General features: G+C 72.6%; 20 protein-coding genes, 2 tRNA genes and 1 pseudogene. 8 read left to right on the top strand and 15 right to left on the bottom strand.

Features of this window, described 5'->3' with window-relative positions:
- Positions 1-678 precede the first annotated feature (678 nt).
- Positions 679-900, top strand: coding sequence for a hypothetical protein (locus FB454_RS33870; protein ID WP_013288029.1), 222 nt, complete (start codon positions 679-681; stop codon positions 898-900).
- A gap of 6 nt (positions 901-906) precedes the next feature.
- Here the strand turns inward: FB454_RS33870 and FB454_RS33865 are convergent, their stop codons facing one another.
- Positions 907-1,704, bottom strand: coding sequence for a carbon-nitrogen hydrolase family protein (locus FB454_RS33865; protein ID WP_013288030.1), 798 nt, complete (start codon positions 1,702-1,704; stop codon positions 907-909).
- A 39-nt stretch (positions 1,705-1,743) separates the two neighbouring features.
- A complete protein-coding gene (locus tag FB454_RS33860) occupies positions 1,744-2,577 on the bottom strand; it encodes an EamA family transporter (RefSeq protein ID WP_013288031.1) in 834 nt (277 codons plus the stop codon).
- A 41-nt stretch (positions 2,578-2,618) separates the two neighbouring features.
- Here FB454_RS33860 and FB454_RS33855 point away from each other — a divergent pair, with 41 nt between their 5' ends.
- Positions 2,619-3,242 carry a helix-turn-helix domain-containing protein gene (locus FB454_RS33855; RefSeq protein WP_013288032.1) on the top strand — a complete coding sequence of 208 codons (624 nt, stop codon included), beginning with the start codon at positions 2,619-2,621 and terminating at the stop codon, positions 3,240-3,242.
- Positions 3,243-3,268: 26 nt separating this feature from the next.
- On the opposite strand, the gene clpX is transcribed toward FB454_RS33855, so the two are convergent.
- The 5 genes from clpX to FB454_RS33830 all read right to left on the bottom strand — a co-directional run bounded on the left by clpX (position 3,269) and on the right by FB454_RS33830 (position 7,852).
- Positions 3,269-4,561, bottom strand: a complete 1,293-nt coding sequence (gene clpX / locus FB454_RS33850) for an ATP-dependent Clp protease ATP-binding subunit ClpX (protein ID WP_013288033.1) — start codon at positions 4,559-4,561, stop codon at positions 3,269-3,271.
- A 227-nt stretch (positions 4,562-4,788) separates the two neighbouring features.
- The gene (locus FB454_RS33845) at positions 4,789-5,451 is read right to left on the bottom strand and encodes an ATP-dependent Clp protease proteolytic subunit (protein ID WP_013288034.1); all 663 of its coding nucleotides are present in this window, start codon (positions 5,449-5,451) and stop codon (positions 4,789-4,791) included.
- A gap of 14 nt (positions 5,452-5,465) precedes the next feature.
- A complete protein-coding gene (locus FB454_RS33840) occupies positions 5,466-6,107 on the bottom strand; it encodes an ATP-dependent Clp protease proteolytic subunit (RefSeq protein WP_013288035.1) in 642 nt (213 codons plus the stop codon).
- Between the two features lie 175 nt (positions 6,108-6,282).
- Positions 6,283-7,629: a trigger factor gene (tig, locus tag FB454_RS33835; RefSeq protein ID WP_013288036.1), complete on the bottom strand. Its 1,347-nt coding sequence runs from the start codon at positions 7,627-7,629 to the stop codon at positions 6,283-6,285.
- A gap of 149 nt (positions 7,630-7,778) precedes the next feature.
- Positions 7,779-7,852: transfer RNA gene (locus FB454_RS33830), tRNA-Pro, on the bottom strand.
- Between the two features lie 272 nt (positions 7,853-8,124).
- Between FB454_RS33830 and FB454_RS33825 the strand changes: the two genes are divergently transcribed.
- A tRNA-Gly gene (locus tag FB454_RS33825) sits at positions 8,125-8,198 on the top strand.
- A gap of 121 nt (positions 8,199-8,319) precedes the next feature.
- Here the strand turns inward: FB454_RS33825 and FB454_RS33820 are convergent.
- The 4 genes from FB454_RS33820 to FB454_RS33805 all read right to left on the bottom strand — a co-directional run bounded on the left by FB454_RS33820 (position 8,320) and on the right by FB454_RS33805 (position 10,689).
- Positions 8,320-8,832, bottom strand: a complete 513-nt coding sequence (locus FB454_RS33820; protein ID WP_145824213.1) for an O-acetyl-ADP-ribose deacetylase — start codon at positions 8,830-8,832, stop codon at positions 8,320-8,322.
- Between the two features lie 204 nt (positions 8,833-9,036).
- Positions 9,037-9,462 carry a nucleoside deaminase gene (locus FB454_RS33815; protein WP_030273332.1) on the bottom strand — a complete coding sequence of 142 codons (426 nt, stop codon included), beginning with the start codon at positions 9,460-9,462 and terminating at the stop codon, positions 9,037-9,039.
- Between the two features lie 15 nt (positions 9,463-9,477).
- A complete protein-coding gene (locus tag FB454_RS35220; RefSeq protein ID WP_486485498.1) occupies positions 9,478-9,948 on the bottom strand; it encodes a hypothetical protein in 471 nt (156 codons plus the stop codon).
- 93 nt (positions 9,949-10,041) lie between these two features.
- A complete protein-coding gene (locus tag FB454_RS33805; protein ID WP_145824211.1) occupies positions 10,042-10,689 on the bottom strand; it encodes an MOSC domain-containing protein in 648 nt (215 codons plus the stop codon).
- 130 nt (positions 10,690-10,819) lie between these two features.
- Here FB454_RS33805 and FB454_RS33800 point away from each other — a divergent pair, with 130 nt between their 5' ends.
- Positions 10,820-13,771, top strand: a complete 2,952-nt coding sequence (locus tag FB454_RS33800) for an Hsp70 family protein (RefSeq protein WP_145824210.1) — start codon at positions 10,820-10,822, stop codon at positions 13,769-13,771.
- 77 nt (positions 13,772-13,848) lie between these two features.
- Positions 13,849-15,969: a M14 family zinc carboxypeptidase gene (locus tag FB454_RS33795; RefSeq protein ID WP_145824209.1), complete on the top strand. Its 2,121-nt coding sequence runs from the start codon at positions 13,849-13,851 to the stop codon at positions 15,967-15,969.
- Between the two features lie 58 nt (positions 15,970-16,027).
- Here the strand turns inward: FB454_RS33795 and FB454_RS33790 are convergent.
- Positions 16,028-17,974: pseudogene (locus tag FB454_RS33790) on the bottom strand (propionyl-CoA synthetase); the annotation flags it as partial.
- A 328-nt stretch (positions 17,975-18,302) separates the two neighbouring features.
- Between FB454_RS33790 and FB454_RS33785 the strand changes: the two are divergent.
- The gene (locus tag FB454_RS33785) at positions 18,303-18,782 is read left to right on the top strand and encodes a hypothetical protein (RefSeq protein WP_013288044.1); all 480 of its coding nucleotides are present in this window, start codon (positions 18,303-18,305) and stop codon (positions 18,780-18,782) included.
- A 54-nt stretch (positions 18,783-18,836) separates the two neighbouring features.
- Here FB454_RS33785 and FB454_RS33780 read toward each other — a convergent pair whose 3' ends face one another.
- Entirely contained in the window at positions 18,837-19,376 is a 540-nt protein-coding gene (locus FB454_RS33780) for a hypothetical protein (protein WP_013288045.1), read from the bottom strand.
- 98 nt (positions 19,377-19,474) lie between these two features.
- Here FB454_RS33780 and FB454_RS33775 point away from each other — a divergent pair, with 98 nt between their 5' ends.
- Both FB454_RS33775 and FB454_RS33770 read left to right on the top strand, forming a co-directional pair.
- Positions 19,475-20,695 carry a GNAT family N-acetyltransferase gene (locus FB454_RS33775; RefSeq protein WP_356998219.1) on the top strand — a complete coding sequence of 407 codons (1,221 nt, stop codon included), beginning with the start codon at positions 19,475-19,477 and terminating at the stop codon, positions 20,693-20,695.
- Between the two features lie 390 nt (positions 20,696-21,085).
- A complete protein-coding gene (locus tag FB454_RS33770; RefSeq protein ID WP_013288047.1) occupies positions 21,086-21,499 on the top strand; it encodes a hypothetical protein in 414 nt (137 codons plus the stop codon).
- A gap of 15 nt (positions 21,500-21,514) precedes the next feature.
- Here FB454_RS33770 and FB454_RS33765 read toward each other — a convergent pair whose 3' ends face one another.
- Both FB454_RS33765 and FB454_RS33760 read right to left on the bottom strand, forming a co-directional pair.
- Positions 21,515-21,985: a ribose-5-phosphate isomerase gene (locus tag FB454_RS33765; RefSeq protein ID WP_013288048.1), complete on the bottom strand. Its 471-nt coding sequence runs from the start codon at positions 21,983-21,985 to the stop codon at positions 21,515-21,517.
- Positions 21,986-22,057: 72 nt separating this feature from the next.
- Positions 22,058-23,257: a DUF1015 family protein gene (locus FB454_RS33760; protein WP_013288049.1), complete on the bottom strand. Its 1,200-nt coding sequence runs from the start codon at positions 23,255-23,257 to the stop codon at positions 22,058-22,060.
- Positions 23,258-23,432 lie beyond the last annotated feature (175 nt).

Raw genomic sequence — 23,432 nt, 5'->3', positions numbered from 1 at the left:
GCGTTCGTCCTGAGCCAGGATCAAACTCTCCAACAAAAACTTGTCGAACAGCATAACCTGGCAACAAAAGTGTTGCCAAAGGAATCCCAACCAGCAACCATCCCAAAGAACGGCCACCAGTACGGGGTATAAAACAATTGGCGCTGGCTTTACAAGCACCCTGTTGAGTTCTCAAAGAACAACCACACACCAACCAGAAGCACCGCTACCAGCGGAACCCCCGTTTGGGGCAACCTCTCCAACCTACTCGGTCTTGCTTCCGTCGTCAACCTCGCGTTCGAGGTGATCAACTTGGCTCGACCAGACCCACGCCGACGCTCACCGTTTCCGGTGGTCGTTGCTCTCGTGGGTTTCGGCGGACCGGCCGGCGTCGCTCTCGCGACCACCCGCCCGGCTCCCTGCCGGCTTTCGCACTCTACCCGGTCGGCTTCGCGTTCGCAACTCCGTGTCCCGGAGTGTCGAGCACCGCCCGAATCTCAGTCTGGCTCGGCGTCACCGCCACCAGCCTGGCGCCCGTTCTCGGCCGGTTTGCCCGGCCTCCCGCGTGCAGAGAGAAAGTTACGCGGACCCGCCCCGGAAGGCAAATCAATGATCGTCATTGGGCGAGCGTGACGGGTCCACCGGAATGCCGGCGTCGAAGAGAGCGTTCCGGAGCTGTCCCGTGCCAGAGTGGTCGGCATGGATGATCCGTCCCCGGTCCCGGCCGTCGCCGAGGACGCTCTGCTCGGCCTCCTGCTGCCGTTCTGGCAGTTGGTGATCGGGGCCGTCGTGCTCGCCGTACTGGTGCTGTCGATCAGGCGCCTGGCCCGGCGCGGCCCCTCCCGGATGACCACCGCTCTCCTGGTCACCGCGGCGGCGATCGCCGGGATCGCCGCCCTGGGCCTGCTCTTCGGAGGCTGACCGCGATCAGAGCCGGCGGTTGGCCAGGCTGGGCAGCTCGGCGCGGATCGTCCGCAGGCGCTCCAGGTCGATCTCGGTGACCGCCAGCCCCGGGCCGTCGGCGACCTGGCTCAGCACGGTCCCCCACGGGTCGACCACCATGCTGCGCCCGAAGCAGGTCCGGCCCGGGTCGTGGTCACCTGTCTGTCCGGCCGCCGCCACGAAGCACTGGTTCTCGATCGCCCGGGCCCGCAGCAGGACCTCCCAGTGGTCCCGCCCGGTGTGCATCATGAACGCCGCGGGCACCACGAGCAGTTCGGCGCCGCCGTCGGTCGCGAGCTGCCGGTACAACTCCGGGAACCGCAGGTCGTAACAGATGGACAGGCCGACCCGCAGACCCTCGACGTCGACCACCACTGGCTTCTCGCCCGGCGCGACGGTTGCCGACTCGAGGTAGGAGACGCGGCCGGGGATCTCCACGTCGTACAGATGGATCTTGCGGTAGGCGGCGGCGAGCGCGCCCTCGCGGTCGAAGACCAGGGAGGTGTTCCAGGTGTGCGCCGGGTCCGGACCCGCCTCGTGGAACGAGCCGGCGATCACCCACATGCCCAGTCGGCGGGCGGTCTCCGCGAAGAACCGCCCCACAGTGCCGTCGACCGGCTCGGCCGGCGGCATCCGGTCGGCGTGACCGAGGTAGTCGACGTACTCCGGAAGGAGGGCGAGGTCCGCGCCGGCCGCCGCGGCCCTGACCAGCAGGGCCTCGGCGGCGGCGAGGTTCGCCGCCCGGTCGTCGCGGGCGTTGAGCTGGCAGACGGCGACGCGCATGACCCGAGGGTACGGGCGGAAGCAGGCGCGCGACAGGGCTCAGACGCTGGACAGGACGAGCGCCGCCGCGGCGAAGCCGAGCCCCGCGACCTGTGCCGGCCGGAGTCGTTCCCGGTCGACGGCGAGCGCGAGCAGGACGGTGCTCGCCGGGTAGAGCGAGGCGATCGCGGCCACCACGCTCAGGTGCCCCCGCCCCGCCGCGGCGAGGAAGAGCGCGTTCGCGGCGGAGTCGAGCAGGCCGGCCGTCGCAGCCCAGCCGAGGACGCGCCGCCCCAGTCGCAGGCGTGCGCCGGTACGGACGGCGAGCGCGAGGCCGAACGCGATCGAGCTGACGCGTACCGCGAGAACCGGCCACATGCCGGCGGCCTCGTCGGCCTGGCCGAGCAGCGCGAAGAAGACGCCGAAGAGCAGTCCGGCGGCCAGTGCCATGCCGATCACGCGGCCGGAGACGCGGCGCGCCGCGCCGCGCTCCCCCAGGCTGACCAGCCCGATGGCGACCACGGCGAGCCCGGCGCCGCCGAGCGCAACAGCACCCGGCGAGTGCGCGAGGACCAGGCCGGCGACGATCGGCACGATCGCCGCGGTGATCGCGGTGACGGGCGCGACGACAGCCATCACGCCGGTGGCGAGCGAGCGGTAGAGCAGCATGACGCCGCCCGCGCCCGCCACGCCGGCGAGCAGTCCCCACCCCAGGTCGAGCGGGCTCGGCGTGCCGGGCACCACGAGGACGAGGACGAGCAGCAGCGGAACGCTGAGGATCTGCGACACCACAGTCACGGCGATCGGGTCGGCGCGCCGGGACGCCTTGCCGCCGGCGAAGTCGGCCGTGCCGAAGGCCAGCGCGGACACGGCGGCGAGGACAATGGGGAGCATCCCGCAGTCGTACCACAATAGTGACCGTGAAGGACAGTGTGATGACCGATACCGGTGGACGGGTCGGCGCGGTGACCTCAGCGGTCGCCCGCCAGGTACGTGACCTGCGAGCAGCACGCGGCTGGTCGTTCGAGGAACTGGCCGGCCGGTCCGGAGTCAGCAAGGGCATGCTGGTGCAGATCGAGGGGGCGCGCACCAACCCGAGCATCGGCACGCTCTGCCGGGTCGCCGACGCGTTCGGCGTCAGCATCGCCCGGCTGCTGGAGCCGGCCGAACAGAGCACGGTGCGGGTCAGCGCGGCCGACGAGGCGCCGGTGCTGTGGCGCGGCCCCAACGGCGGCCTGGCGCGTCTGCTCAGCGGCCTCGGCGAACCCGACCTGGTCGAGCTGTGGGACTGGCGGATGGAACCCGGGGAGGCGTTGCGGTCCCCCGACCACGCCCACGGCACCCGGGAGATCCTGCACGTGCTCGACGGCGTCGCCACTGTCACAGTGGACGGCGTCGACCACGACGTACGCGCCGGCGAGACGGTCGAGTTCCACGCCGACCGGGAGCACGGCTATCGCACGGCCGGTGACGGGCCGGTGCGCCTGATGATGGTGGTGGTCACCCCGTCGGGCGAGTGGGACCGGCGGACCCGCTCACGCGGACCGCGCCCGAGCTGACCCGGGCGCGGTCGCGAACGGCGGTATCAGGCCGACTTCTCCTCGCGGTCCCGCCGGCGCCGGCCGGTGAACTCGCGGGGCACGATCGTCGGGTTGACGTTCTCCAGGACGACCTCGCGGGTGATCAGCACCCGGGCGGCGTCGGGGTTGCTCGGCACCTCGTACATCACGGAGAGGAGCACCTCTTCCATGATCGCCCGCAGGCCGCGGGCGCCGGTGCCGCGGAGCATGGCCTGGTCGGCGATGGCCTCCAGCGCGGGCTGCTCGAACTCCAGCTCGACGCCGTCCAGCTCGAACAGGCGCTGGTACTGCCGGACCAGCGCGTTGCGCGGCTCGGTCAGGATCCGCACCAGGGCGCTGCGGTCGAGGCTGCGCACGTTGGTGATCACCGGAAGCCGGCCGATGAACTCGGGGATGAGCCCGAACTTCAGCATGTCCTCCGGCATGACCTGGCTGAAGATGTCGTCAGTCGACCGCTCGGACACCGACCGGAGCCGGGCGCCGAAGCCGGTGCCGCCGGAGCCGGTGCGGGCCTCGATGATCTGGTCGAGCCCGGCGAACGCGCCACCGCAGATGAACAGCACGTTCGTGGTGTCGATCTGGATGAACTCCTGGTGCGGGTGCTTGCGCCCGCCCTGCGGCGGCACGTTGGCGACGGTGCCTTCGAGCATCTTCAGCAGCGCCTGCTGCACGCCCTCGCCGGAGACGTCACGGGTGATCGACGGGTTCTCCGACTTACGGGCGATCTTGTCGACCTCGTCGATGTAGATGATGCCCGTCTCGGCGCGCTTGATGTCGTAGTCGGCGGCCTGGATCAGCTTCAGCAGGATGTTCTCGACGTCCTCACCGACGTAGCCCGCCTCGGTGAGCGCGGTGGCGTCGGCGATGGCGAACGGGACGTTGAGCATCCGGGCGAGCGTCTGCGCCAGGTGCGTCTTGCCGCAACCCGTCGGGCCGAGCAGCAGGATGTTGGACTTGGCCAGCTCGACGCCGTCCGTGCCGGAGCCCGGCGCGCCTGCGGCCTCGGCCTGGATCCGCTTGTAGTGGTTGTAGACCGCGACGGCGAGCGCCTTCTTGGCCTGCTCCTGACCGACGACGTAGTTGTCGAGGAACTGGCAGATCTCCATCGGCTTGGGAAGCTCTTCCCACTTCACCTCGCCGGACTCGGCCAGCTCCTCTTCGATGATCTCGTTGCAGAGGTCGATGCACTCGTCGCAGATGTAGACACCAGGGCCCGCGATGAGCTTCTTGACCTGCTTCTGCGACTTGCCGCAGAACGAGCATTTCAGTAGGTCGCCGCCGTCACCGATCCGTGCCACCTACGTTCTCCCTGCACTCGTCGGCCGGAACGCCGGCCCTGACCTGCGAGCGCCGGAGCGCCCGTCCGTCCTGTCGTCCCACCATGCTGTCGGCTCCACCTGATCCGACCGGCGGAGCGGTACAGACCCGACGTTACCCGGTGGCCGGGTTTTCTCCGACCCCCAAAACGGGTGTGTCAGAGGTCGACCGGGAACGATACCCCGACCGACCTCCGACCACACGTTGCTCAGCCCGCGGCGTGCGACGCCAGCAGACCCTTCTTGCGGCTGGTCAGGATCGTGTCGACCAGCCCGTACTCCTTGGACTCCTCGGCCGTCATGATCTTGTCACGGTCGATGTCCTTGCGAACCTGCTCGATCGGGCGGTTGCAGTGCCGGGAGAGCATGTCCTCCAGCTGCGTCCGCATCCGCAGGATCTCCCGCGCCTGGATCTCGATGTCCGAGCCCTGGCCGTAGCCGCCCTCGGTGGCCGGCTGGTGGATGATGATCCGGGAGTTGGGCAGCGCCATCCGCTTACCCGGCGTGCCCGCGGAGAGCAGCACCGCCGCCGCGCTCGCCGCCTGCCCGAGGCAGACGGTCTGGATGTCCGGGCGGACGTACTGCATGGTGTCGTAGATCGCCGTCATGGCGGTGAAGGAGCCACCGGGCGAGTTGATGTACATGATGATGTCGCGGTCCGGGTCGGTGCCCTCCAGCGTCAGCAGCTGGGCCATCACGTCGTTGGCCGACGCGTCGTCCACCTGCACGCCGAGGAAGATGATCCGGTCCTCGAAGAGCTTGTTGTACGGGTTGGACTCCTTCATCCCGTACGACGTGCGCTCGACGAACGACGGCAGAACGTAGCGGTTGTGCACGGCCGCGAACTGGGGCGGCAGGCTCAGGTCGGTCATCGTCAGCTCCTCGGTCAGCTCAGGGTCCCGGCGCCATCCGGAACCTGCGCGGCCCCGATGATCACCTTGTCGATGAAGCCGTAGTCCATGGCCTCCTGGGCGGTGAACCAGCGGTCACGGTCCGAGTCCGCCTCGATCTGCGCCTGGGACTGGCCGGTGTGGAACGCGACCCGCTCCTGGAACATCCGCTTGGTGTAGAGCATCTGCTCGGCCTGGATCGCGATGTCCGACGCGGTGCCGCCGAGGCCACCCGAGGGCTGGTGCATCATGATCCGCGCGTGCGGCAGGGCGTAGCGCTTGCCCTTGGTGCCCGCGCAGAGCAGCAGCTGGCCCATGGAGGCGGCCATGCCCATCGCCACGGTCGAGACGTCGTTGTCGATGTACTGCATGGTGTCGTAGATCGCCATGCCGGAGTAGACCGAGCCACCCGGCGAGTTGATCCAGAGGAAGATGTCGCGGTCCGGGTCCTCCGCCGCGAGCAGCAGGAGCTGCGCGCAGATGCGGTTGGCCACCTGGTCGTTCACCTCACTGCCCAGGAAGATGATCCGTTCCTTGAGCAACCGGTTGTAGACCGAGTCGTCGAGGTTGCCAATGGAGTCGCCACCGCGGGCCTCGTTCACCCGGAGCGACTTCTTGGGGATGTGCATGTCGGTCATGGCAGCCCTTCGCTCTCCGTACCGTCCTACCCGACACTAACCGCTCAGCCGGGAGGCGTACTCCCGGTCGGGGCACTGTTCGCTCTCAGCGCAGTCACCCGCACGGCGTACCCCGGAAAGGGTTTCGGCCGCCTCCCGGCGCGCAGCGCGGGACGGCGGCCGACACCCCCGATGGTCAGTGCTGGTGGTCGTGCTCGGCCTCGTTCTGGGCCCGCAGCGCGTCGAGGGAGACCTCGTTGCCCGCCGAGTCCTTGATCTTGATCTTCTCCATCACCGCGGCGAGCGCCTTGCCCCGGCGGACGTCGCCGAAGACGGCCGCGGCGGCGCCGGAGCGGACCAGCTGGTCGTAGTACTGCTGCGGGGCCATGCCGGCGCGCTGCGCACGGTGCACGATCTCGTGACCGAACTCGTCGTCGGAGACCTGCACGTCCTCGGCGTCGGCCAGGGTGTCCAGCAGGAGCTGGATCTTGACGCCGTCGGTCGCCGCCTCGGTCAGCTCGGTGTCGATCTGCTCCTCGGTCTTCTCCTCCGCCGCGAGGTATTCCTCCAGGGAGGCGCCGATGCGCTCGAGCTGGTCGACCATCGCGGCCTTGCGGCTCTCGACCTCCTCCTTGACGACGCCCTCGGGCGCCGGCACCTCGGCGGCGGCCACCATCTGCTCCAGGGCCTTGTCACGGGCGGCGTAGATCTGCTCGACCTGCTTGCCCCGGGTGACCCGCTCCCGCAGGTCGGCGCGCAGCTCGTCGATGGTGTCGAACTCGCTGGCCATCTGCGCGAAGTCGTCGTTGAGCTCGGGGAGCTCCTTCTCCTTGACCGTGCGGACGGTCACCGCCACGTCGGCGTCACGGCCGGCGTAGTCGCCGCCGACGAGCTGCGTGGTGAAGGTGGTGCTGTCGCCGGCGGCCAGGCCGACCAGCGCCTCGTCCAGACCCGGCAGGAGCTGCTTGCTGCCCACCTCGTGCGAGATGTTGCTCGCCGAACCGCCCGGGACCTCCTCGCCGTCAACAGTGGCGTTCAGGTCGATCTGCACGAAGTCGCCCTCCTGGGCGGCCCGCTCGACGGTCTTCAGCGTGGCGAACCGCTCGCGCAGGCTGTTGATCTGCTCGTCGATCTCGCTGTCGGCGATCTGGATCTCGTCGACGGTCACCTCGATGGTGGCCGGGTCCGGCAGGGTGATCTCCGGCCGGACGTCCACCTCGGCGGTGAAATTGAGCGAGTCGCCGTCGTTGAACTCCGTGATATCGACCTCGGGACGGCCGAGCGTCTTCAGGTCGTGCTCCCGGACCGCGGCGAGGATGTTCTGCGGGATGGCCTCCTGGATCGCCTCGTTGAGGACGGTCCCCCGGCCCACCCGCTGGTCGATCACCGCAGACGGGACCTTGCCCCGGCGGAAGCCGGGAACCTGGACCTGCTGGCCGATCTCCCGGTACGCCTTCTTGAGGCTCGGCTCGAGCTCGACGAACGGCACCTCGATGGCGAGCCGCACGCGCGTCGGGCTCAGAGTCTCGACGGTGCTCTTCACAGGCGTACTCCTTGACGGATCTGGGTGTTGAGTCTGGGGCGTGATTGCGCGCATCGAGTGTAGGCGAGCCGGCCGACGGCATCGGCAGGGCCCGGGTACCGCGCGGAAAAAACCGGCGGTTCCCGGGACGATCCGGTCGCGAACGACAGTCGGGGTGGCGGGATTTGAACCCACGGCCCCTCGCTCCCAAAGCGAGTGCGCTACCAAGCTGCGCCACACCCCGGTGGCGACGAAGAGTGTATGCCGTCCGGCCCCTCGCGCGGGTGACCGGGGCACGGCGCGCGGTGTGGCGGGCGCCGCCGGGTGCCGCCGGGTGGCGTCGGGTGGCGTCGGGCGCCAGTTCGGGGAAGTGGCTGGGTCCGGGGGCGCAGGAAGGCGCCACCTCGCCGAAATTGTGTGGATCTTGACGGTCGGCGGCGTGCGCGGGGTACGCGCTGCACGGCGGCGGGGGTGATTCGGTACGCTGTCGGCGCGCCCTGCTGTGGTGGGGCGCTCGCGGGCGTAGCTCAATGGCAGAGCTTCAGTCTTCCAAACTGACGGTGCGGGTTCGATTCCCGTCGCCCGCTCCACGGCCTCCGGCCCCGGTCAGAGGACGCATCCCCCGAGCCTGGGCCGGTCGACGACTCCCCCGCTCGGGCCAGCCGTGGCCATCAGCTGCTCCGGCCGCCTGCGAGGATCCGCCTCACGAACTCAACGGCCGTGCCCCTGGAGCGCCGAAGCCAGCAGTTCGTACGTGGCCTGGTCGAAGGCGACCAGGCGGACGTGCTCGACGTTCGTCGGTGTCGCTCTGATGGTCGAGATCGCGATCTTCGCTGCCTGGTCGGTCGGGAACCCGTACACACCAGTAGCGATGGCGGGGAAGGCGACGCGGCGAGCGGCGATCTCATCGGCAACCTCGAGGCTGCGCCGGTAGCACGACGCCAGGACATCGGCCTCACCGTAGCCGCCGCCTTCCCACACCGGGCCGACGGTGTGAATGACATGGCGTACCGGTGGGTCAAGATCGAACGCCGGCGTGGCGACCGCGTCGCCCGGATCGCACGGTGCCAGGGCAGCACCCGCCTGGGCCAGCCGCGGTCCGACTGCACGATGAATCGCCCCGTCCACACCGCCGCCACCCAACAGCGACTCATTCGCCGCGGTGACGACGGCATCGACGTCCTCTTGGGTGATGTCACCGAGGACAACTTCGATCACAGGCACGGATCGATGATGCCACCAGAGCACCTCGCCGGCAGATGACCCCCGCCGCTCTCATCGACCGAGGAACCCCACGACGGCGTCGCGCAGATGCCGGTCCGGCTCGCGAGGTTCAAGGTCCGGGCCGGAGAATGTAGCGACGCCGGAGGCCCACCGCACCGCTCGACCCGGTGCTCCGCCGTGGCGCGTCCACCGTCGCCCGGGTGCCTAGTAGTGGTCCTCGATCGGCCGGCGTGCCTCGTCGAACAGCGCCGGCCCGTCGTACCGCACCGGGCGCGGCGCGGGCGTCGCGGGCTTGACCTGCTCGAACTGCTCGGTGGACAGCGCAAAGACGACCCGGCCCAGGCCTGATGCGTTGATCGCCACAGTGCACATCGGGCACGGCTGGCAACTGGTGTACATGGTGGTGGCGACGGCCGCCTCGGGGGCGAGCTGCCGGGCGGCCCAGCGGGCCAGCTTCAGCTCCGGGTGGGCGGTGACGTCCTTGTCGGAGACCACAGTGTTGTGGTCCTCGATCAGGACGGTGCCGTCCGCGCCGACGAGCAGCGACGCGAACGGCCGCTCGCCGGACGCGCCGGCCCGGTCGGCGAGTTCCACGGCGCGGCGCAGGAACGCCTCGTCGTCGGGTGTCATCAGCCCTCCACGTGTTCAGTCTGCGGCGATCTGCTCGACGGATCGGGCGGCCACGGCGAGCAGGGCCGGGTCGCCGCTGCGGGCGTACGCGTCGCTCAGGGTGTCGATGAATTTGATCGCGTGCGCGTCCCCGGTGTCCAGCGCCCGCGCCATGACCTCGTCGAGTTCCGGCCCGGCGGCCGGCGGGAGGGCACGGGCCCCGGCCGGGGCGTAGGCGGCGGTGACGGCGGCGGTCGCCGCCCAGGCGGCGGCCAGGCTCGGCTGCCACAGCGCCGGCGGCAGGGCCGGCAGCGTACGCAGGACGGCGTTCGGCGCGGTGGCGGCGTGCACGAGCATCACGGGACCGGCGTACCCGTGTGTGCCGTGCCGGACCACGGCGGCGTCGACGACAGCGGCGAGCCGGGCAGGCACGTCGTGCCACGGGTCGCCGGCCAGCTCACGCTCGAAGAGGTCGAGCCAGTCACCGGCACGTGGTTGGACAGCCACCCGTCGCGCTCGGGACCGGTGTGGCGTACGCGCTCGTACGCCTCGTCGAGTACGGAGTTCAGCACACCGGGAGCGTCCGACCTGAAGCAGGGTTCAGGTCAAGCGGCGGCGGATCCGCGCCATGTCCTCCTCGGGGAGCGCGTCGGCGACCAGCAGCCGGGGCAGCAGCTCCGGCTCCAGCATCGTGGCCCGGAACACCAGCGCCACAGTCACGTCGTGGTCGGGCCGGTGCACGATCTCGACCGGGTCCCCGGCGCCGACGCTGCCCGGCGTGATCACCCGCAGGTACGCCCCGGGCCGTACCTCCTGGGTGAACCGCTTGATCCAGCCGCGTTCGCCCAGCCACCCCTGGAACGTGCCGCAGGGGATGCGCGGGCAGGAGACCTCCAGCACCAGGTCCGGCCCGATCCGCCACCGCTCGCCGATCAGCGCGCCGTTGACGTCCAGCCCGGTGGTGGTCAGGTTCTCGCCGAAGCTGCCGTCGGCGAGCGGACGGCCCAGCTCGGCCTCCCAGTGGTCCAGGTCCTCCCGGGCGTACGCGTAGACCGCCTGGTCGGTGCCGCCGTGGTGGGCCACGTCGTAGACCCGGTCACCGGCGAGCCCGACGTCGCCGTTGCCCTTGGGGCCGGGCGCGGTGACGGCGACCCGGCCGTCCACGGGCCGCTTGTCGATGCCGGTGGCGCCGATCCCCTTCCACGGGTTCGGTTGCGGTCGGCCCACGTTGACGGAGATCACCCTCATGACGGCGACGGTATGCGGCCGGGCGCCGGACCGGCCAGTCCATTCCCCCGGGCCGGGCGCGCGGCGAGGCGGCGCGGCCTGCGTACGATGCGGGCCGGACATCCTCGTCGGGTGGTGGAGGTAGCCGCGGATGGCAGGCCAGCAGGACGGTTTCGCCCTCGGCGTGGACCTCGGCACCTCGAACACGGTGGCGGTGCTGCGCTGGCCGGACGGGCGGACCCGGCCGGTGCTCGTCGACGGCCACCCGATCCTGCCGTCCGGCGTCTACGCCGACGCGGACGGTCACCTGCACGTCGGGCGGGACGCGCAGCGCCTCGCCCAGGCCGACCCGGCCGGCTACGAGCCGAACCCGAAGCGCCGGGTCGACGAGGAGACGGTGGAGCTGGGCGGGCGGGCGTACCGGCCGGCGGAGCTGCTGGCAGCGACGCTGCGCGCGGTTGCGGACGCAGCGGTGGCGGCGGTCGGGATGCTGCCCCCGGCGGTGGTCACCCACCCGGCGGCCTGGACGCCGGCCCGCCGTCAGGTGCTGCACGACGCGCTGGAACTCGCCGGCTGGCCGGCGGCGGCCGAGCACACGCTGGCCGGGCCGATCGCGCCCGGCACCCGCCTGCTGCGTGAGCCGGTGGCCGCGGCGCGCTACTTCACGCAGGTGCTGCGCCGGCCGGTGCCGGTGGGCGGTGCGGTGGCGGTGTTCGACTTCGGCGGCGGCACGCTCGACGTGGCGGTGCTGCGCAACGAGGGCGCCGATCCGTGGGGAGACTCCGGCTTCCAGCTGGTCGCCACCGGCGGGATCCCCGACCTCGGCGGTCTCGACCTGGACGCGGCCCTGCTCGGGCGGCTCGGCGAGCTGGTCGGCCCGGCCCATCCGGGCGAGTGGGCCCGGCTGACCGACCCGGCGACCACCGCGGAGCGGCGGGACCGCCAGCAGCTGTGGGACAACGTGCGCGGCGCGAAGGAGATGCTGTCCCGGGCCATGGTGGCGCCGGTCGCCGTACCGGGGGTGGAGGCGGCGGTGCCGCTGTCCCGGGAGGACTTCGAACGCCTGGCCGCGCCGCTGCTGGCCCGGGCCGTGACGGAGACCCGCGAGGTGACCGCCGCCGCCGGGCTGCGTCCGGAGCAGCTCTCCGGTCTGTTCCTGGTCGGCGGGTCGACCCGGGTGCCGCTGGTGGCCCGGCTGCTGCACGCCGAGCTGGGCATCGCGCCGACGGTGCTGGAGCAGCCGGAGATGCCTGTCGCCGAGGGCGCGCTCACCGACCTGCCGCTGCCGCGGCGGTCCGGCCGTCCCGGCGTGCCGGTCCACGCCGCGCCGGCACCGCCCGCGCCGGCACCGCCCGCGCCGGCCCAGCCCGAATCGACACGGCCCGCGCCGCCCGCGGGCGGGACCGACGCCGGCACGGCGAGCGCCGCCACGGTCCCCGCCGGTGCGACGAGGCCGAACCCGACCGCGCCGCTCGGCGGTCCGGACGCGGCGTCCGCCGGACCGCACGGCACGCTGGTCGCCGACGGCCCCGTCCCGCAGACAGCCGCCACGAGGTACGACGGCACGCCGGGCCCGGTTCCGCCACAGCCGACGAGGTACGACGGCATGCCGGCCGCCCACGGTCCGGTTCTGCCGCACCCGGCCGCGGGCTACGGCGTACCCGGACCGTCCGCTCCCCCGCCCGGCGGCTGGCAGCCCGGCGTACCCGGAGCGCCCTTCTCCCCCGCGCCGGGCGGTGTCCGGCCCGGCGGCGGCCGGCCACGGCGCGGCCGGTGGATCGCGCTCGGCGCCGGCCTCGTGGTCGTCGCCGTGGCGGCGTCGGTGCTGCTCTGGGTGTTCCGGGACCGGCACCCGGCGCTGGACTTCCACACCGCGGAGCTGGTGAAGACTGTGTCCGCCGGTGACACGCGGCCGGACCAGATGTTCACCGCGACGCTCGGGGAACGCGCCTACCTGGCCCGTTCGCTGCCCGACGACCACCTCCACGTGACTGCCGTCGAGGCGGCCACCGGCAAGACGGTCTGGGAGAGGCGGACCGACGCGACAGCGCAGCGGTGGGCGGGGATCCGGGCGCTGCCCGACGGGCTGCTCGTCCTCGGCGATGCCACCGGAAGCGACACCCCCCGCGTGCTCGCGGTGCTCGACGGCGATTCCGGCAAGCAGCGCTGGCGGACCGACGTCGGCCGCGACGACACCCTGTACCTCGGGCCCGACACGATCGTCCGGCTGGACCGCACCGGCGAACGCCTGGTCGGGCTGCGGCTGGACGACGGCCGGCAGCGGTGGGAGCGGCCCAACCCGCGCACCGAGTACGGCGACGCGCGCACGAAGGTGGTACCGGTCGGCACCGGCGCGGCGCTGGACGGGCCCGGCAACGCCGAGGGCTCGCCGCTCGCCCCGTGGGCCGGGAAGGCGGACCGGCTCGTGCAGGTCGGCGCGGACCGGTCGCTCCGGGTCGTCGACATGCGCAGCGGGAAGATCCTCAAGGACCGGGGCAACGTCGCCGGGCTCGACGATCCGGTGGCCGCCCGCGACGACCGGCTGTACGTGGCGGAGAACGAGCGCGGCCTGCGGCTGCTCGCCTACGACCTGGGCGGTCTCGGCACGCCGGGCGTGCTGTACGAGGCGCCGGAACAGGGCGGCCGGGTGAAGGATCTCGTCACCTGCGGGGAGCGTCGCGTGTGCCTGCTGGAGACGCCCGGCAGCGGCGCCGACGACACGCGGGTGGTGGCGGCGACCGAGGGTGAGGGCACCCGGCAGTGGCCGGCGCCGCGCGCCGAGTCGCTGGTGCCGGTCGGTGAGCACGTGCTGGCCGGGCGGGACTCGCCGGACGCGGTGACGCTGTTCGCGCCGGACGGCACGGCGGTGCTGCGCGACCGGGACGGGACGGCGGTCCGGTTGGACGCCGGCAACCTGCTGATCTTCTCCGAGGCGCCGAGCGCCTACGAGGACGACCGCGTCCTCGCGGGGACGGCGGTGGACGGCAAGCCGGTCGAGATGGGGCAGCTCAAGCAGATCCGCAGCGAGTCCTGCTCGTGGAACACCGAGATGCTGGTGTGCGGCGCGGAGAAGGAGTTCCGGTTGTACCGGTTCGCCGGCTGACCGGAAGTGAGCTTGACAGCGATCGATGCCTCGGCTGGTGTGAACGGCAGAGAGATCGACGTTCGTCAGGAGGCCCCGTGTTCGTCCGACGACGGTGGACCGCACTCGCCACCACCAGCATCCTGATCGCCGCGGCGCTGGCCCATCCCGGGCCGGGCGCCGCCGCACCGCCCTCCCCCGCGATCACGCTCGCCCCCACCGAGACCGCCCTGGTCCGCGTGCGGCTCGCCGACCGGGCGCAGCTCGACCGCCTGGTGGCCGGCGGCGCCGACCTGGCCAACCGTCCCCGCTCGCGCGACGGCGAGTGGACCGCCGACCTGGTCCTCACCGGACGGCAGCTCGCCGACCTCACCCGGCAGGGGGCCACCGCCGTGCAGGTGGTGCAGCGCGCCGACGACGGGGCCCGGCACCTGGCCGAGAGCCGCCGCGCCGCGCAGGAGCGCACCCGCGCCGGGCTGCGTACGAGCGGCGCCGCCGCTGTCGACACGCTCCAGTTCCTCCAGGCGTACTGGTGGACCACCAGCGGCCGGACGTTCCTCCAGGCCCAGGTCGCCACCACCGCCACCGACGACCCGGACGTGGAGATCACTGTGAGCTGGCGGACGGCCGACGGTGCCACCGGCTCGTTCCCGCTGTACCGCTTCGAGGACTCGGGCGAGTACCAGTACCACTACGCGCTGCCGCAGCCGGTGCCGAGCCGTCCGGTGCAGCTCACTGCCACCTCCACGCTGGGCGGCACGAGCCGGCCGGTGACGCCGTCGCTCTGGCCGAACGCGACCCCGCCGCCGCAGCCGGCCGGCTATCAGAAGGACTTCATCGACGCCTACCTGACGCCCGTCGACATCAAGGCGCGCATCGCCCGGCTCGGCCGCCAGTACCGCGACCTGGTGGACGTCATCGACCTGCCGAACAAGACCCAGGGATACCGCCGGACCGCCGCCGCCTACCTGGGCGACCCGGCGGCCGCCGCCGTGGTGGTGGAGTCGGTCCGCTTCGGCGACCAGGGCATGAACGGCGTGCAGGTACGCACCGTCGACCCGGGCCGGCCGAACCGGCCGCTGAACATGCGCTACCGGGACCGGGTGCTGACCATCTCGCTGGCCACCGACGGCGCGGGCAAGGTCACGAGCACCACCGACGACGTCGCCGCCCTGATCAACGCCCCGCGGGGCGCCCGCTTCCGGGCCAGCGTGGAGGACGGCTCGGCGGGGCTGCCGATGCCGGTGGCCGGGCCGGTACGCCTCGACGACGGCTTGCAGGGCACCGAGGTGCCGTCCCGGCCGTGGACGGTGCAGGCGCTGCGCATCGGCAAGCACCGCGACGGCTCCCGGATCGGCGTGCTGGCGTACTCGCAGGAGCACGCCCGCGAGTGGGCGACCCCGCTCGTCACGCTGGAGTTCGCCGAGCGGCTGCTGGCGAACGCGCGTACCGACGCGGCGACCCGCAGGCTGCTGGAGCAGGTGGACGTGTTCGTCATCCCGACTGTGAACCCGGACGGCGCGAACTACTCGTTCCACGACTACAACTTCCAGCGCAAGAACCTGGTCAACCACTGCACCGGCGCCTCCCGTGACCCGAAGAACCGCACCATGTGGGGCGTCGACGTCAACCGCAACTACACGGTCGGATCCCTGTTCGACGGGTACGTGGGCGCGAGCGCCAACTGCCTGTCCGGCAACTACGCGGGCACGGCGGAGCTGTCCGAGCCGGAGAGCCGCAACGTGATCGACCTGGCCAAGGCCCACCCGAACATCAAGTTCGCGATGAACGTGCACTCGTACGGCGGCTACTTCATGTGGCCGCCCGGGGCGTACAAGGCCGACGGGCGGGTGACGCTGCCGCGCCCGTCGATCGACGAGTCGACGCTGTTCCTGGGCAGCGCCCGGCGCATCGTGGGCGCGATCGCGGCCGAGCGCGGCACCGTCACCTGGCCGTCGCAGACCGGCCCGGTCGCCGACGTGCTCTACTCGGCGGCCGGCAACTCGGCCGACCAGCTCTACTACGAGCTGGGCATCTTCGCCTGGGACTTCGAGGTCGGGAACGACAGGTGGAACGAGACCACCGGTCAGTGGGACGGCGTCGGCTTCCAGCCGCCGTTCGACGAGGCGCACGCCGAGGCGCAGGAGTACGCCGGCGGCCTGGTGGAACTGGTCCGCGTCGCCCGCGACTACGCCGCCGACAACCCGGTCCGGCGCTGACCGCAAGCGGTCCCCGGCCGGTGGAGTCCGGCCGGGGACCGCTTCAGCCCTGCCTGGCTCAGTCCGCGGTGCCGAGGTCGCGGAAGACGGCGAGCGCGCCCGGGTCGTCGATGGTCGCCGGGACCGGCTCGTCGCGCCCCTCCACCAGGCCCCGCATGGTGCGGCGCAGGATCTTCCCGGAGCGGGTCTTCGGCAGCGCCGGGACCACTGTCACCCGGCGGAACGCAGCCACCGGGCCGATCCGCTGCCGGACCAGCGCGACCAGCTCGGCGGCGAGCGCGTCCGGGTCCACGTCGGCACCGGCCTTGAGCACCACGTACCCGCTGGGCACCTGCCCCTTGAGCGCGTCGGCCACGCCGATCACCGCGCACTCGGCCACCGCCGGGTGCGTCGCCAGGACCTCCTCCATCGCGCCTGTGGACAGGCGGTGCCCGGCCACGTTGATGACGTCGTCGGTGCGGCCCATCACGTACAGGTAGCCGTCCTCGTCGAACCGGCCGCCGTCGCCGGTCAGGTAGTGACCCGGGAAGGTGGACAGGTAGGAGCGGACGAACCGCTCGTCGTCACCCCAGAGCGTGGGCAGACAGCCGGGCGGCAGCGGCAGCCGGATCACGATCGAGCCGTCCGTGCCGGGCGGCACGTCCCGGCCCGCACCGTCGACCACGCGCACGTCGTAGCCGGGCACCGGCACCGACGGCGACCCCGGCTTGATCGGCAGCGGCTCCAGGCCGCGCGGGTTGGCCGCCACCGGCCAGCCGGTCTCCGTCTGCCACCAGTTGTCGACCACCGGTACACCGAGCCGCTCCCCCGCCCAGGCCCAGGTGTCCGGGTCCAGCCGCTCACCGGCGAGGAAGAGGGTACGCAGCGCACTCAGGTCGTACCGGGAGATGTGGCTGCCGTCCGGGTCCTGCCGGCGGATCGCCCGGATCGCGGTGGGCGCGGTGAACAGGGCGGCCACCCGGTGCTCGGCGGCGACCCGCCAGAACGCCCCGGCGTCGGGGGTGCCGACCGGCTTGCCCTCGTAGAGCACGGTGGTCGCGCCGGTGAGCAGCGGCGCGTACACGATGTAGGAGTGGCCGACCACCCAGCCCACGTCGGAGGCGGCCCAGAAGACCTCGCCCGGCTCGATGCCGTAGACGTTGCGCATCGACCACCGCAGCGCCACCGCGTGCCCGCCGTTGTCCCGCACCACGCCCTTGGGACGGCCCGTGGTGCCGGAGGTGTAGAGGACGTAGAGCGGGTCGGTGGCGGCCACCGGCTCGCACGGCGCCGGTTCCGCGTCCGCCATCACCTCGGCCCAGGTCAGGTCGCGGCCGGGCACCAGCGGGGCCGGCTCCTGCGGGCGCTGCACCACCACGCAGCGCTCCGGCGCGTGCGCGGCCTCGTCGAGCGCGGCGGCGAGGATCGGGTGGTACGGCACCACCCGGTCGGCCTCGATGCCGCAGGAGGTCGCCACCACCATCTTCGGCCGCGCGTCGTCGATCCGGACGGCCAGCTCGTGCGCGGCGAACCCGCCGAAGACCACCGAGTGCACCGCGCCGATCCGGGCGCAGGCCAGCATGGCGATCACGGCCTCCGGGACCATCGCCAGGTAGAGCAGCACCCGGTCGCCCCGGCCGACGCCGAGACGGCGCAGCGCCCCGGCGAACCGGGCGGTCTCGGCGAGCAGTTCGGCGTACGTGAGCGTGCGGACCGCTCCGGTCACCGGGCTGTCGTGGATCACCGCGGGCTGGTCGCCACGCCCGGCGGCGACGTGCCGGTCCAGCGCGTTGTGACAGGTGTTCAGCACCCCGTCGGGGAACCAGCGGTACAGCGGCGCCGCCGAGTCGTCGAGGATGCGCTCCGGCGGGATGACCCAGTCGATGTCGGCCGCCGCGTCCCGCCAGAAGCCGGCCGGGTCGGCGATGCTCCGCTCGTACGCTGATCGATACGCGCCCATGCCGTCATGCTGCTCCCCGGCGACGCGCCGGCACGACGGCCGGACGGGTCCGGTGCGCCGGAAGCACGCCCCGGCTCGCTGAACGGCCGCTCACGGCGGTGGGCGGTACCCGTCGCCTGTCGTTCCGGCAGCCCGGGCGTCGAGGACCCGGCGGCCCGGGTCGCGTCGCCGAAGGCCGACGAGCAGCGGCGACGGCTCAGCCCAACGGGCGACGGATGGAGCCCGCGGGGCGGGGTAAGGCAGCAGGGTCCTGGTGGAGCGACGACCGGTGTCGCGGCGTACCGCGGCCGGGCACGCGGGCGGGCGGCGCGAATGCCGCCCGCCCGCGCATCCCGGGGCCGACCCGGGCAAACCGAGTTTGATCAATGACGGGCATCGACTAGCGTGCCCAGACGTGAAAACGAACCGGATCTTCCCGATCCTCCTGACCTGTGCCGTGCTGGGCCTCGCCGCGTGCGGCGACGAGAAGCCCTCGACCACGGCCGGGCCGGCAGCCACCTCGGCCTCCGCCGCACCCTCCTCGGCGGCCCCCTCGCCGTCGGCGGCCGCGATGAGCGACAAGGAACTCTGCACCGCCGCAGAGAAGATCAACAAGGACATGCGGGCGAAGCTCATGACCGTCGTGCAGGCGGGCGGCGACCTGACGAAGAAGACCGGCGCGATCCTGACCGAACTCGGTGACCGGGTGACCGAGCTCGCCGCGACCGCCGGCGACGGCAAGGCGGCCACCGCCCTGAAGGAGTTCGGCGCGGAGGCCGGCAAGGCGGGCGCGGCCGCCGACCCGGGCACCGCCGCCGACAACCCCGCCATGGAGAAGGCCAGCAAGGACATCAACGCCGCCTGCCAGACGGCCGGCGCGCCGACCACCTTCTGACACCGACGCCCCGGGTCGTCCGTCCGGCGCGTACCGGACGGACGACCTGTCGGCTCAGTTGCCGGTCACCCAGTTCCAGGCGGAGACCACCCACTCGGTCTGCTGGAGATACGCCACACCGACGCCGACCAGGAACAACGCGGTGACCAGGTGGGCGCCCCGGGCGCTGCGGCGCACCCGGCCGAACTGCCGCTCCAAGATCAGCCGGCCGAGCAGCCGGGCCAGCGCGAACAGGCCGACCGCGGTGAGCAGGCTGAGCACGAACGTCAGCAGCGGGGCGACCAGGTTGCCCCGGCCGGAGATCGCCCAGATGCCCCAGCACACGAACGCGAACAGGGCACCGGCGGCGCTCAGCTCCCCGCCCTTGCGCGCCTGGGCCAGGTGCCAGCTCATCGGCCGGCGGGGCGCCGGCTCCGCCGCCCAGTCGCCGTGCTCGACGGTGGGGAACTGCTCGGTACGGGGCGTACGCGACGGGCGCGGCTGACCGACCGCCGCCACCCCGCGCTGGAACGCGTCCCGCTGCGGGGGCACCACCCCCGGCTGGGGCGGCACCTCCACGGTGCGCTCGGCCCACGGCTGTGTCTGGTCCGCCATCTTCGTCCTCCCCCTCGACCGATTCCGGCCTCGGTTCCGAGGGTAGCCAGCCCGCAAATAGGGTGCCGACCCCCATCGCGGTGCGATACACACGTGCCGTGACTGACGTGGTGGTATCCCGGGCCGAGGACTTCGACGACATCGCGGCGCTGCTGGCGCTGGCCTTCCACGGCGATCTCGACCCCGAGGTGCAGGCGCTCGAACGCCCGATCTTCGAGCCGGACCGGTCGCTGCTGGTCCGCGACGGCGGCACGGCGGTGGCGCACGCCGCCGCGTTCAGCCGCGACCTCGCGGTGCCCGGCGCGGACCTGCCGGCCGCGCACGTGACGATGGTCGCGGTCGCGCCGACGCACCGGCGGCGCGGCCTGCTCACCACACTGATGCGGCGCCAGCTGCGGGACGTCCGCGACGCCGGCCGCGAGCCGATCGCGGTGCTCTGGGCCAGCGAGGGCCGCATCTACCCCCGCTTCGGCTACGGGTCCGCGGCCCCGCGCTACGTGCTGTCGGTGGACACCACCGGCCTGCGGCTGCCCGCACCGGTGCCCGCTGAGGGCAGGCTGCGACTGGACCGTCCGGACGCGCACCGGAACGAGCTGGCCCGGCTGTACGAGCGGGTCCGCACCGAGCGTCCCGGCTGGTCCCGGCGCGACGAGCGCTGGTGGTCGTACGTGCTGGCGGACCTCAAGGCGCACCGGGGCGGCGCCACCGAGCGCCGGGTGCTGCTGCACGAGGGTGCCGAGGGCCTCGACGGGTACGCGCTCTACCGGACGAAGGACAGCTCGTCGGCCACCGGGCCGCAGGCCGAGGTGCAGGTCGGCGAGGTGGTGGCGGCGACGCCCGAGGCGTACACGGCGCTGTGGCGGCTGCTGCTCTCGGTCGACCTGACCCGCCGGCTGTCGTTCCCGATCGCGGCCCTGGACGAGCCGTTGCTGCGGCTGGTGGACGAGCCCCGCCAGCTCTCCCCGCAGCTCGCCGACGCGCTCTGGGTACGGGTGGTGGACGTGCCGGCCGCGCTCGCCGCCCGGCGCTACGCCACGGACGTCGACGTGGTGATCGAGGTCACCGACGAGCTGCTGAAGGAGAACACCGGCCGCTGGCGGCTGGTCGGCGGACGCGACGGCGCGCAGTGCACGCCCACCACCGCCCCGGCCGGGCTGGCGTGTGACGTACGCGCTCTCGGCGAGCTGTACCTCGGCGGCGCGAACCCGTACGCGCTGGCCGCCGCCGGCCGCGTCCGGGAGCTGATCCCGCACACGCTGACCGCGCTGACACCCGCCTTCACCTGGCACCGCACCCCCTCCCCCATGGAGGTCTTCTAGCCCTCACCCCCGCCCCCCGCCCCACTCCGCGCGGCCCGACCCCGGCCCGGCCCGACCCCGGCCCGGCCCGGCCCGGCGATCATGAAGCTAGCGGCGCAAACCGTCCGGTTTGTCCCGGCTAACTTCATGATCGTGCGGCGGGCGGGAGCAGGGAGCGCTGGCAGCAGCGGGCCCCGCACACCCGTCGGGGAAACCGTTTGTGATCGTCGGCGCCCGCCTCGTCGACCTTGGAGTTGTGGCACCTCGCATACCTCGCTCACGGGGCACTCCGGGCACCACAGCTCCATGATCGGCGGAGGCTGGCTGGATCGGGCACGCCGGGGAGCGTGTGCGGGGAAGCGCGGGGTACGAGCGGCGCGCGGGTGGCCATGGGGACGGTACGGTCGGGGGATGGGTGAGGCGGAGCGACGGCGACGGCGGCTGCGGCATCACGGCGAGGCCGCCCCGCCGACGGAGACCGCCGGAACCGGTGCCGGTACCGGTGCCGACGGCACGGGCACCGGCGGCACCACTGCCAGTACGACACCGGTACACGACGACGTGGCACCGCGTCCCGTGCGCGGCGGCCGACCGGGCGAGCCGGAGCCCCGGGGACGCCGCGCCGCCGCGCCCGCCGAGGAGGGCGAGCGCGGGCTGCGCGGGCTGGTCGGCTCCGGTTCGTCGCAGGTGAGCGTGACCGCCGCGCTGCGGGCACGGGACGCCGCCCGCCCCACCGAGGACGACCTCGCCGAGGCCGAACAGCGCGTGGTGCTCATCCGCCGCAACTGGGTGCCGCGCGAGGAACTGCCCCGCAACGGGCGGTGAGCCGGAGGCGTCCGCTCAGGCGGGCAGCTCGGGCAGGCGGCGGCTCTGCTCGTAGGCGGCCACCTGCTCGATGCGCCGGCTGTGCCGGGGGTTGCCGGAGAACGGCGTGGTGAGGAACGCCTCGACGAGCGCTGTGGCCTCGTCCAGCGTGTGCTGCCGGGCGCCGATGGCGACGACGTTCGCGTCGTTGTGCTCGCGGGCCAGCTGGGCGGTGTCGACGTTCCAGGCGAGCGCCGCCCGGACGCCCGCGACCTTGTTCGAGGCGATCTGCTCGCCGTTGCCGGAGCCACCGATCACCACGCCGAGGCTGCCCGGGTCGCCGACCACCCGGTCACCGGTGTGCAGGCAGAACGCCGGGTAGTCGTCGTCCGGGTCGAAGACGTGCGGTCCCACGTCGACCACCTCGTAGCCCTGCTTGGCCAGGTGGTTGGCGAGGTGCACCTTCAACTCGAAACCAGCGTGGTCGGATCCCAGGTAGACGCGCATACCGCGCAGTCTGACAGGCCCGCCTCCGGGCCGGCGCGCGGGCGGCGACCCGGAGGCGGATTCGTCACACGGTCAGTGCGGCAGCTCGGCCACGACCAGGCCGGCCCGCGCCTTCGGGGTGAACCAGGTGCTCTTGCGCGGCATCTTCTCCCGGGCCAGGTTCACCGCGACGAAGTCGTCGACAGTCACCGGCGCGACGAGCACCGCCAGCTCGGCCCGGCCGGCGTCGACCTCACCGACGAGCCAGCTCGCCGGGTAGTCGCCGCCCACGTACGTGATCCGCTTGTCGCCCGGGTCGAGGCCCAGCGCGTCGCGCAGCAGCAGGCGCTCGACGAGCGCGTGGTCGAGGTTCTCCAGCCGGGCGGCGCCGACGTGCGGCAGCGTCACCGCGTACCCCCGGCCGCCGAGGTAGAGGTGCACGACGCCGCCGGTGGCCGGCACGTCGACCGGCCCGTCCACCGGGGTGACCTCCGCGCCCGCCGCGCGCAGCCGGTCGAGCAGCTCGTCCGGCGTGGTGGTCAGCTCGCTGACCAGCCGGTTGTAGGGCTGGATGGCGACCGACGCGGGCGTGGTGATCACCGACAGGAAGCGCGGGAAACCGCCGGTCTGCGCGGCCAGGCTGCGGTGGTTGCCGTCCGCGACCACCAACTCCCCGCCGCCGGCCAGCGCGGTCAGCTCGTCCTGCGCCGGACCCGGGCCGAGCAGCCAGATCGCGTGCGTCCGGCCGGACTGGTCGACGTCCGTCGCGGCGGGCGCGCCGGCCGCGTCGGTCGCCGCCGCGAGCGCGGCGTGCAGCTCGTCGCCCCTACCGGTCTGGAGCAGGAGTACGGGCGAGAGCAGGTGACTGAGCGCCTCGGCCAGCGCGACGCGCTCGCGCACCTTGGCGATGAACACGTCCTCGTTGCGGATCACCAGGCCAGGCTCGTCGGCGCGGGTGGAGATCTGGTCGGTGTCGACCATGGCCCACAGCCCGTACGCGCTCTCCTCGCCCGGCGCGCTGATCCGGTAGAGCACCACCACCTGCTCGGCGGGCGTATAGCTGCCGTCCGCCTTCGCCTCGGCCAGGCGCGCCACCGCGTCCGGCAGCGCGTCGAGGAAGGACTTCCCGAGGCTGCCGGGCGCCCGGTGGGGCATCTCGATGCCCAGGGCGCTGTGCGGATTCGCCTCGACGATGGAGGTGATCTCCGCGTCGTCGGCGAACTCGTCGTAGTTCTGCGCGCCGGTGCCGCCAGTGGTGATCCAGGCCCGGGTGATCGGATGCACGACCGTCATGTCCGCTGACGCTACCCGGGCCCCGATCGGCGCCGCCGCCGGACTCACCCGCTTACCACCAGGTGAAAGGAAGGGCCCCCTCTTAGTGAGTGTTTGAGATTTGGGGTGTGGCGGCGTGTCGGGTTGAGGTGAGGGAAGGCCCTCGGTAGGTCCGGTGGTGTCGAGCCAACCGTTT

The sequence above is a fragment of the Micromonospora sp. CNZ297 genome (assembly GCF_007827625.1).
The sequence above is the reverse complement of the archived record's forward strand: the minus strand, read 5'-3'. Positions and strand labels throughout refer to the sequence as shown.

Coding starts and splice junctions, on each gene's coding strand:
- FB454_RS33780 (WP_013288045.1), bottom strand. CDS start 19,376: ATGGCGGACCAGACACAGCCGTGGGCCGAGCGCACCGTGGAGGTGCCG.
- FB454_RS33760 (WP_013288049.1), bottom strand. CDS start 23,257: ATGACGGTCGTGCATCCGATCACCCGGGCCTGGATCACCACTGGCGGC.
- FB454_RS33800 (WP_145824210.1), top strand. CDS start 10,820: ATGGCAGGCCAGCAGGACGGTTTCGCCCTCGGCGTGGACCTCGGCACC.
- FB454_RS33855 (WP_013288032.1), top strand. CDS start 2,619: ATGACCGATACCGGTGGACGGGTCGGCGCGGTGACCTCAGCGGTCGCC.
- FB454_RS33865 (WP_013288030.1), bottom strand. CDS start 1,704: ATGCGCGTCGCCGTCTGCCAGCTCAACGCCCGCGACGACCGGGCGGCG.
- FB454_RS33860 (WP_013288031.1), bottom strand. CDS start 2,577: ATGCTCCCCATTGTCCTCGCCGCCGTGTCCGCGCTGGCCTTCGGCACG.
- FB454_RS33770 (WP_013288047.1), top strand. CDS start 21,086: ATGGGTGAGGCGGAGCGACGGCGACGGCGGCTGCGGCATCACGGCGAG.
- FB454_RS33815 (WP_030273332.1), bottom strand. CDS start 9,462: ATGACACCCGACGACGAGGCGTTCCTGCGCCGCGCCGTGGAACTCGCC.
- FB454_RS33845 (WP_013288034.1), bottom strand. CDS start 5,451: ATGACCGACCTGAGCCTGCCGCCCCAGTTCGCGGCCGTGCACAACCGC.
- FB454_RS33805 (WP_145824211.1), bottom strand. CDS start 10,689: ATGAGGGTGATCTCCGTCAACGTGGGCCGACCGCAACCGAACCCGTGG.
- FB454_RS33870 (WP_013288029.1), top strand. CDS start 679: ATGGATGATCCGTCCCCGGTCCCGGCCGTCGCCGAGGACGCTCTGCTC.
- FB454_RS33840 (WP_013288035.1), bottom strand. CDS start 6,107: ATGACCGACATGCACATCCCCAAGAAGTCGCTCCGGGTGAACGAGGCC.
- FB454_RS33765 (WP_013288048.1), bottom strand. CDS start 21,985: ATGCGCGTCTACCTGGGATCCGACCACGCTGGTTTCGAGTTGAAGGTG.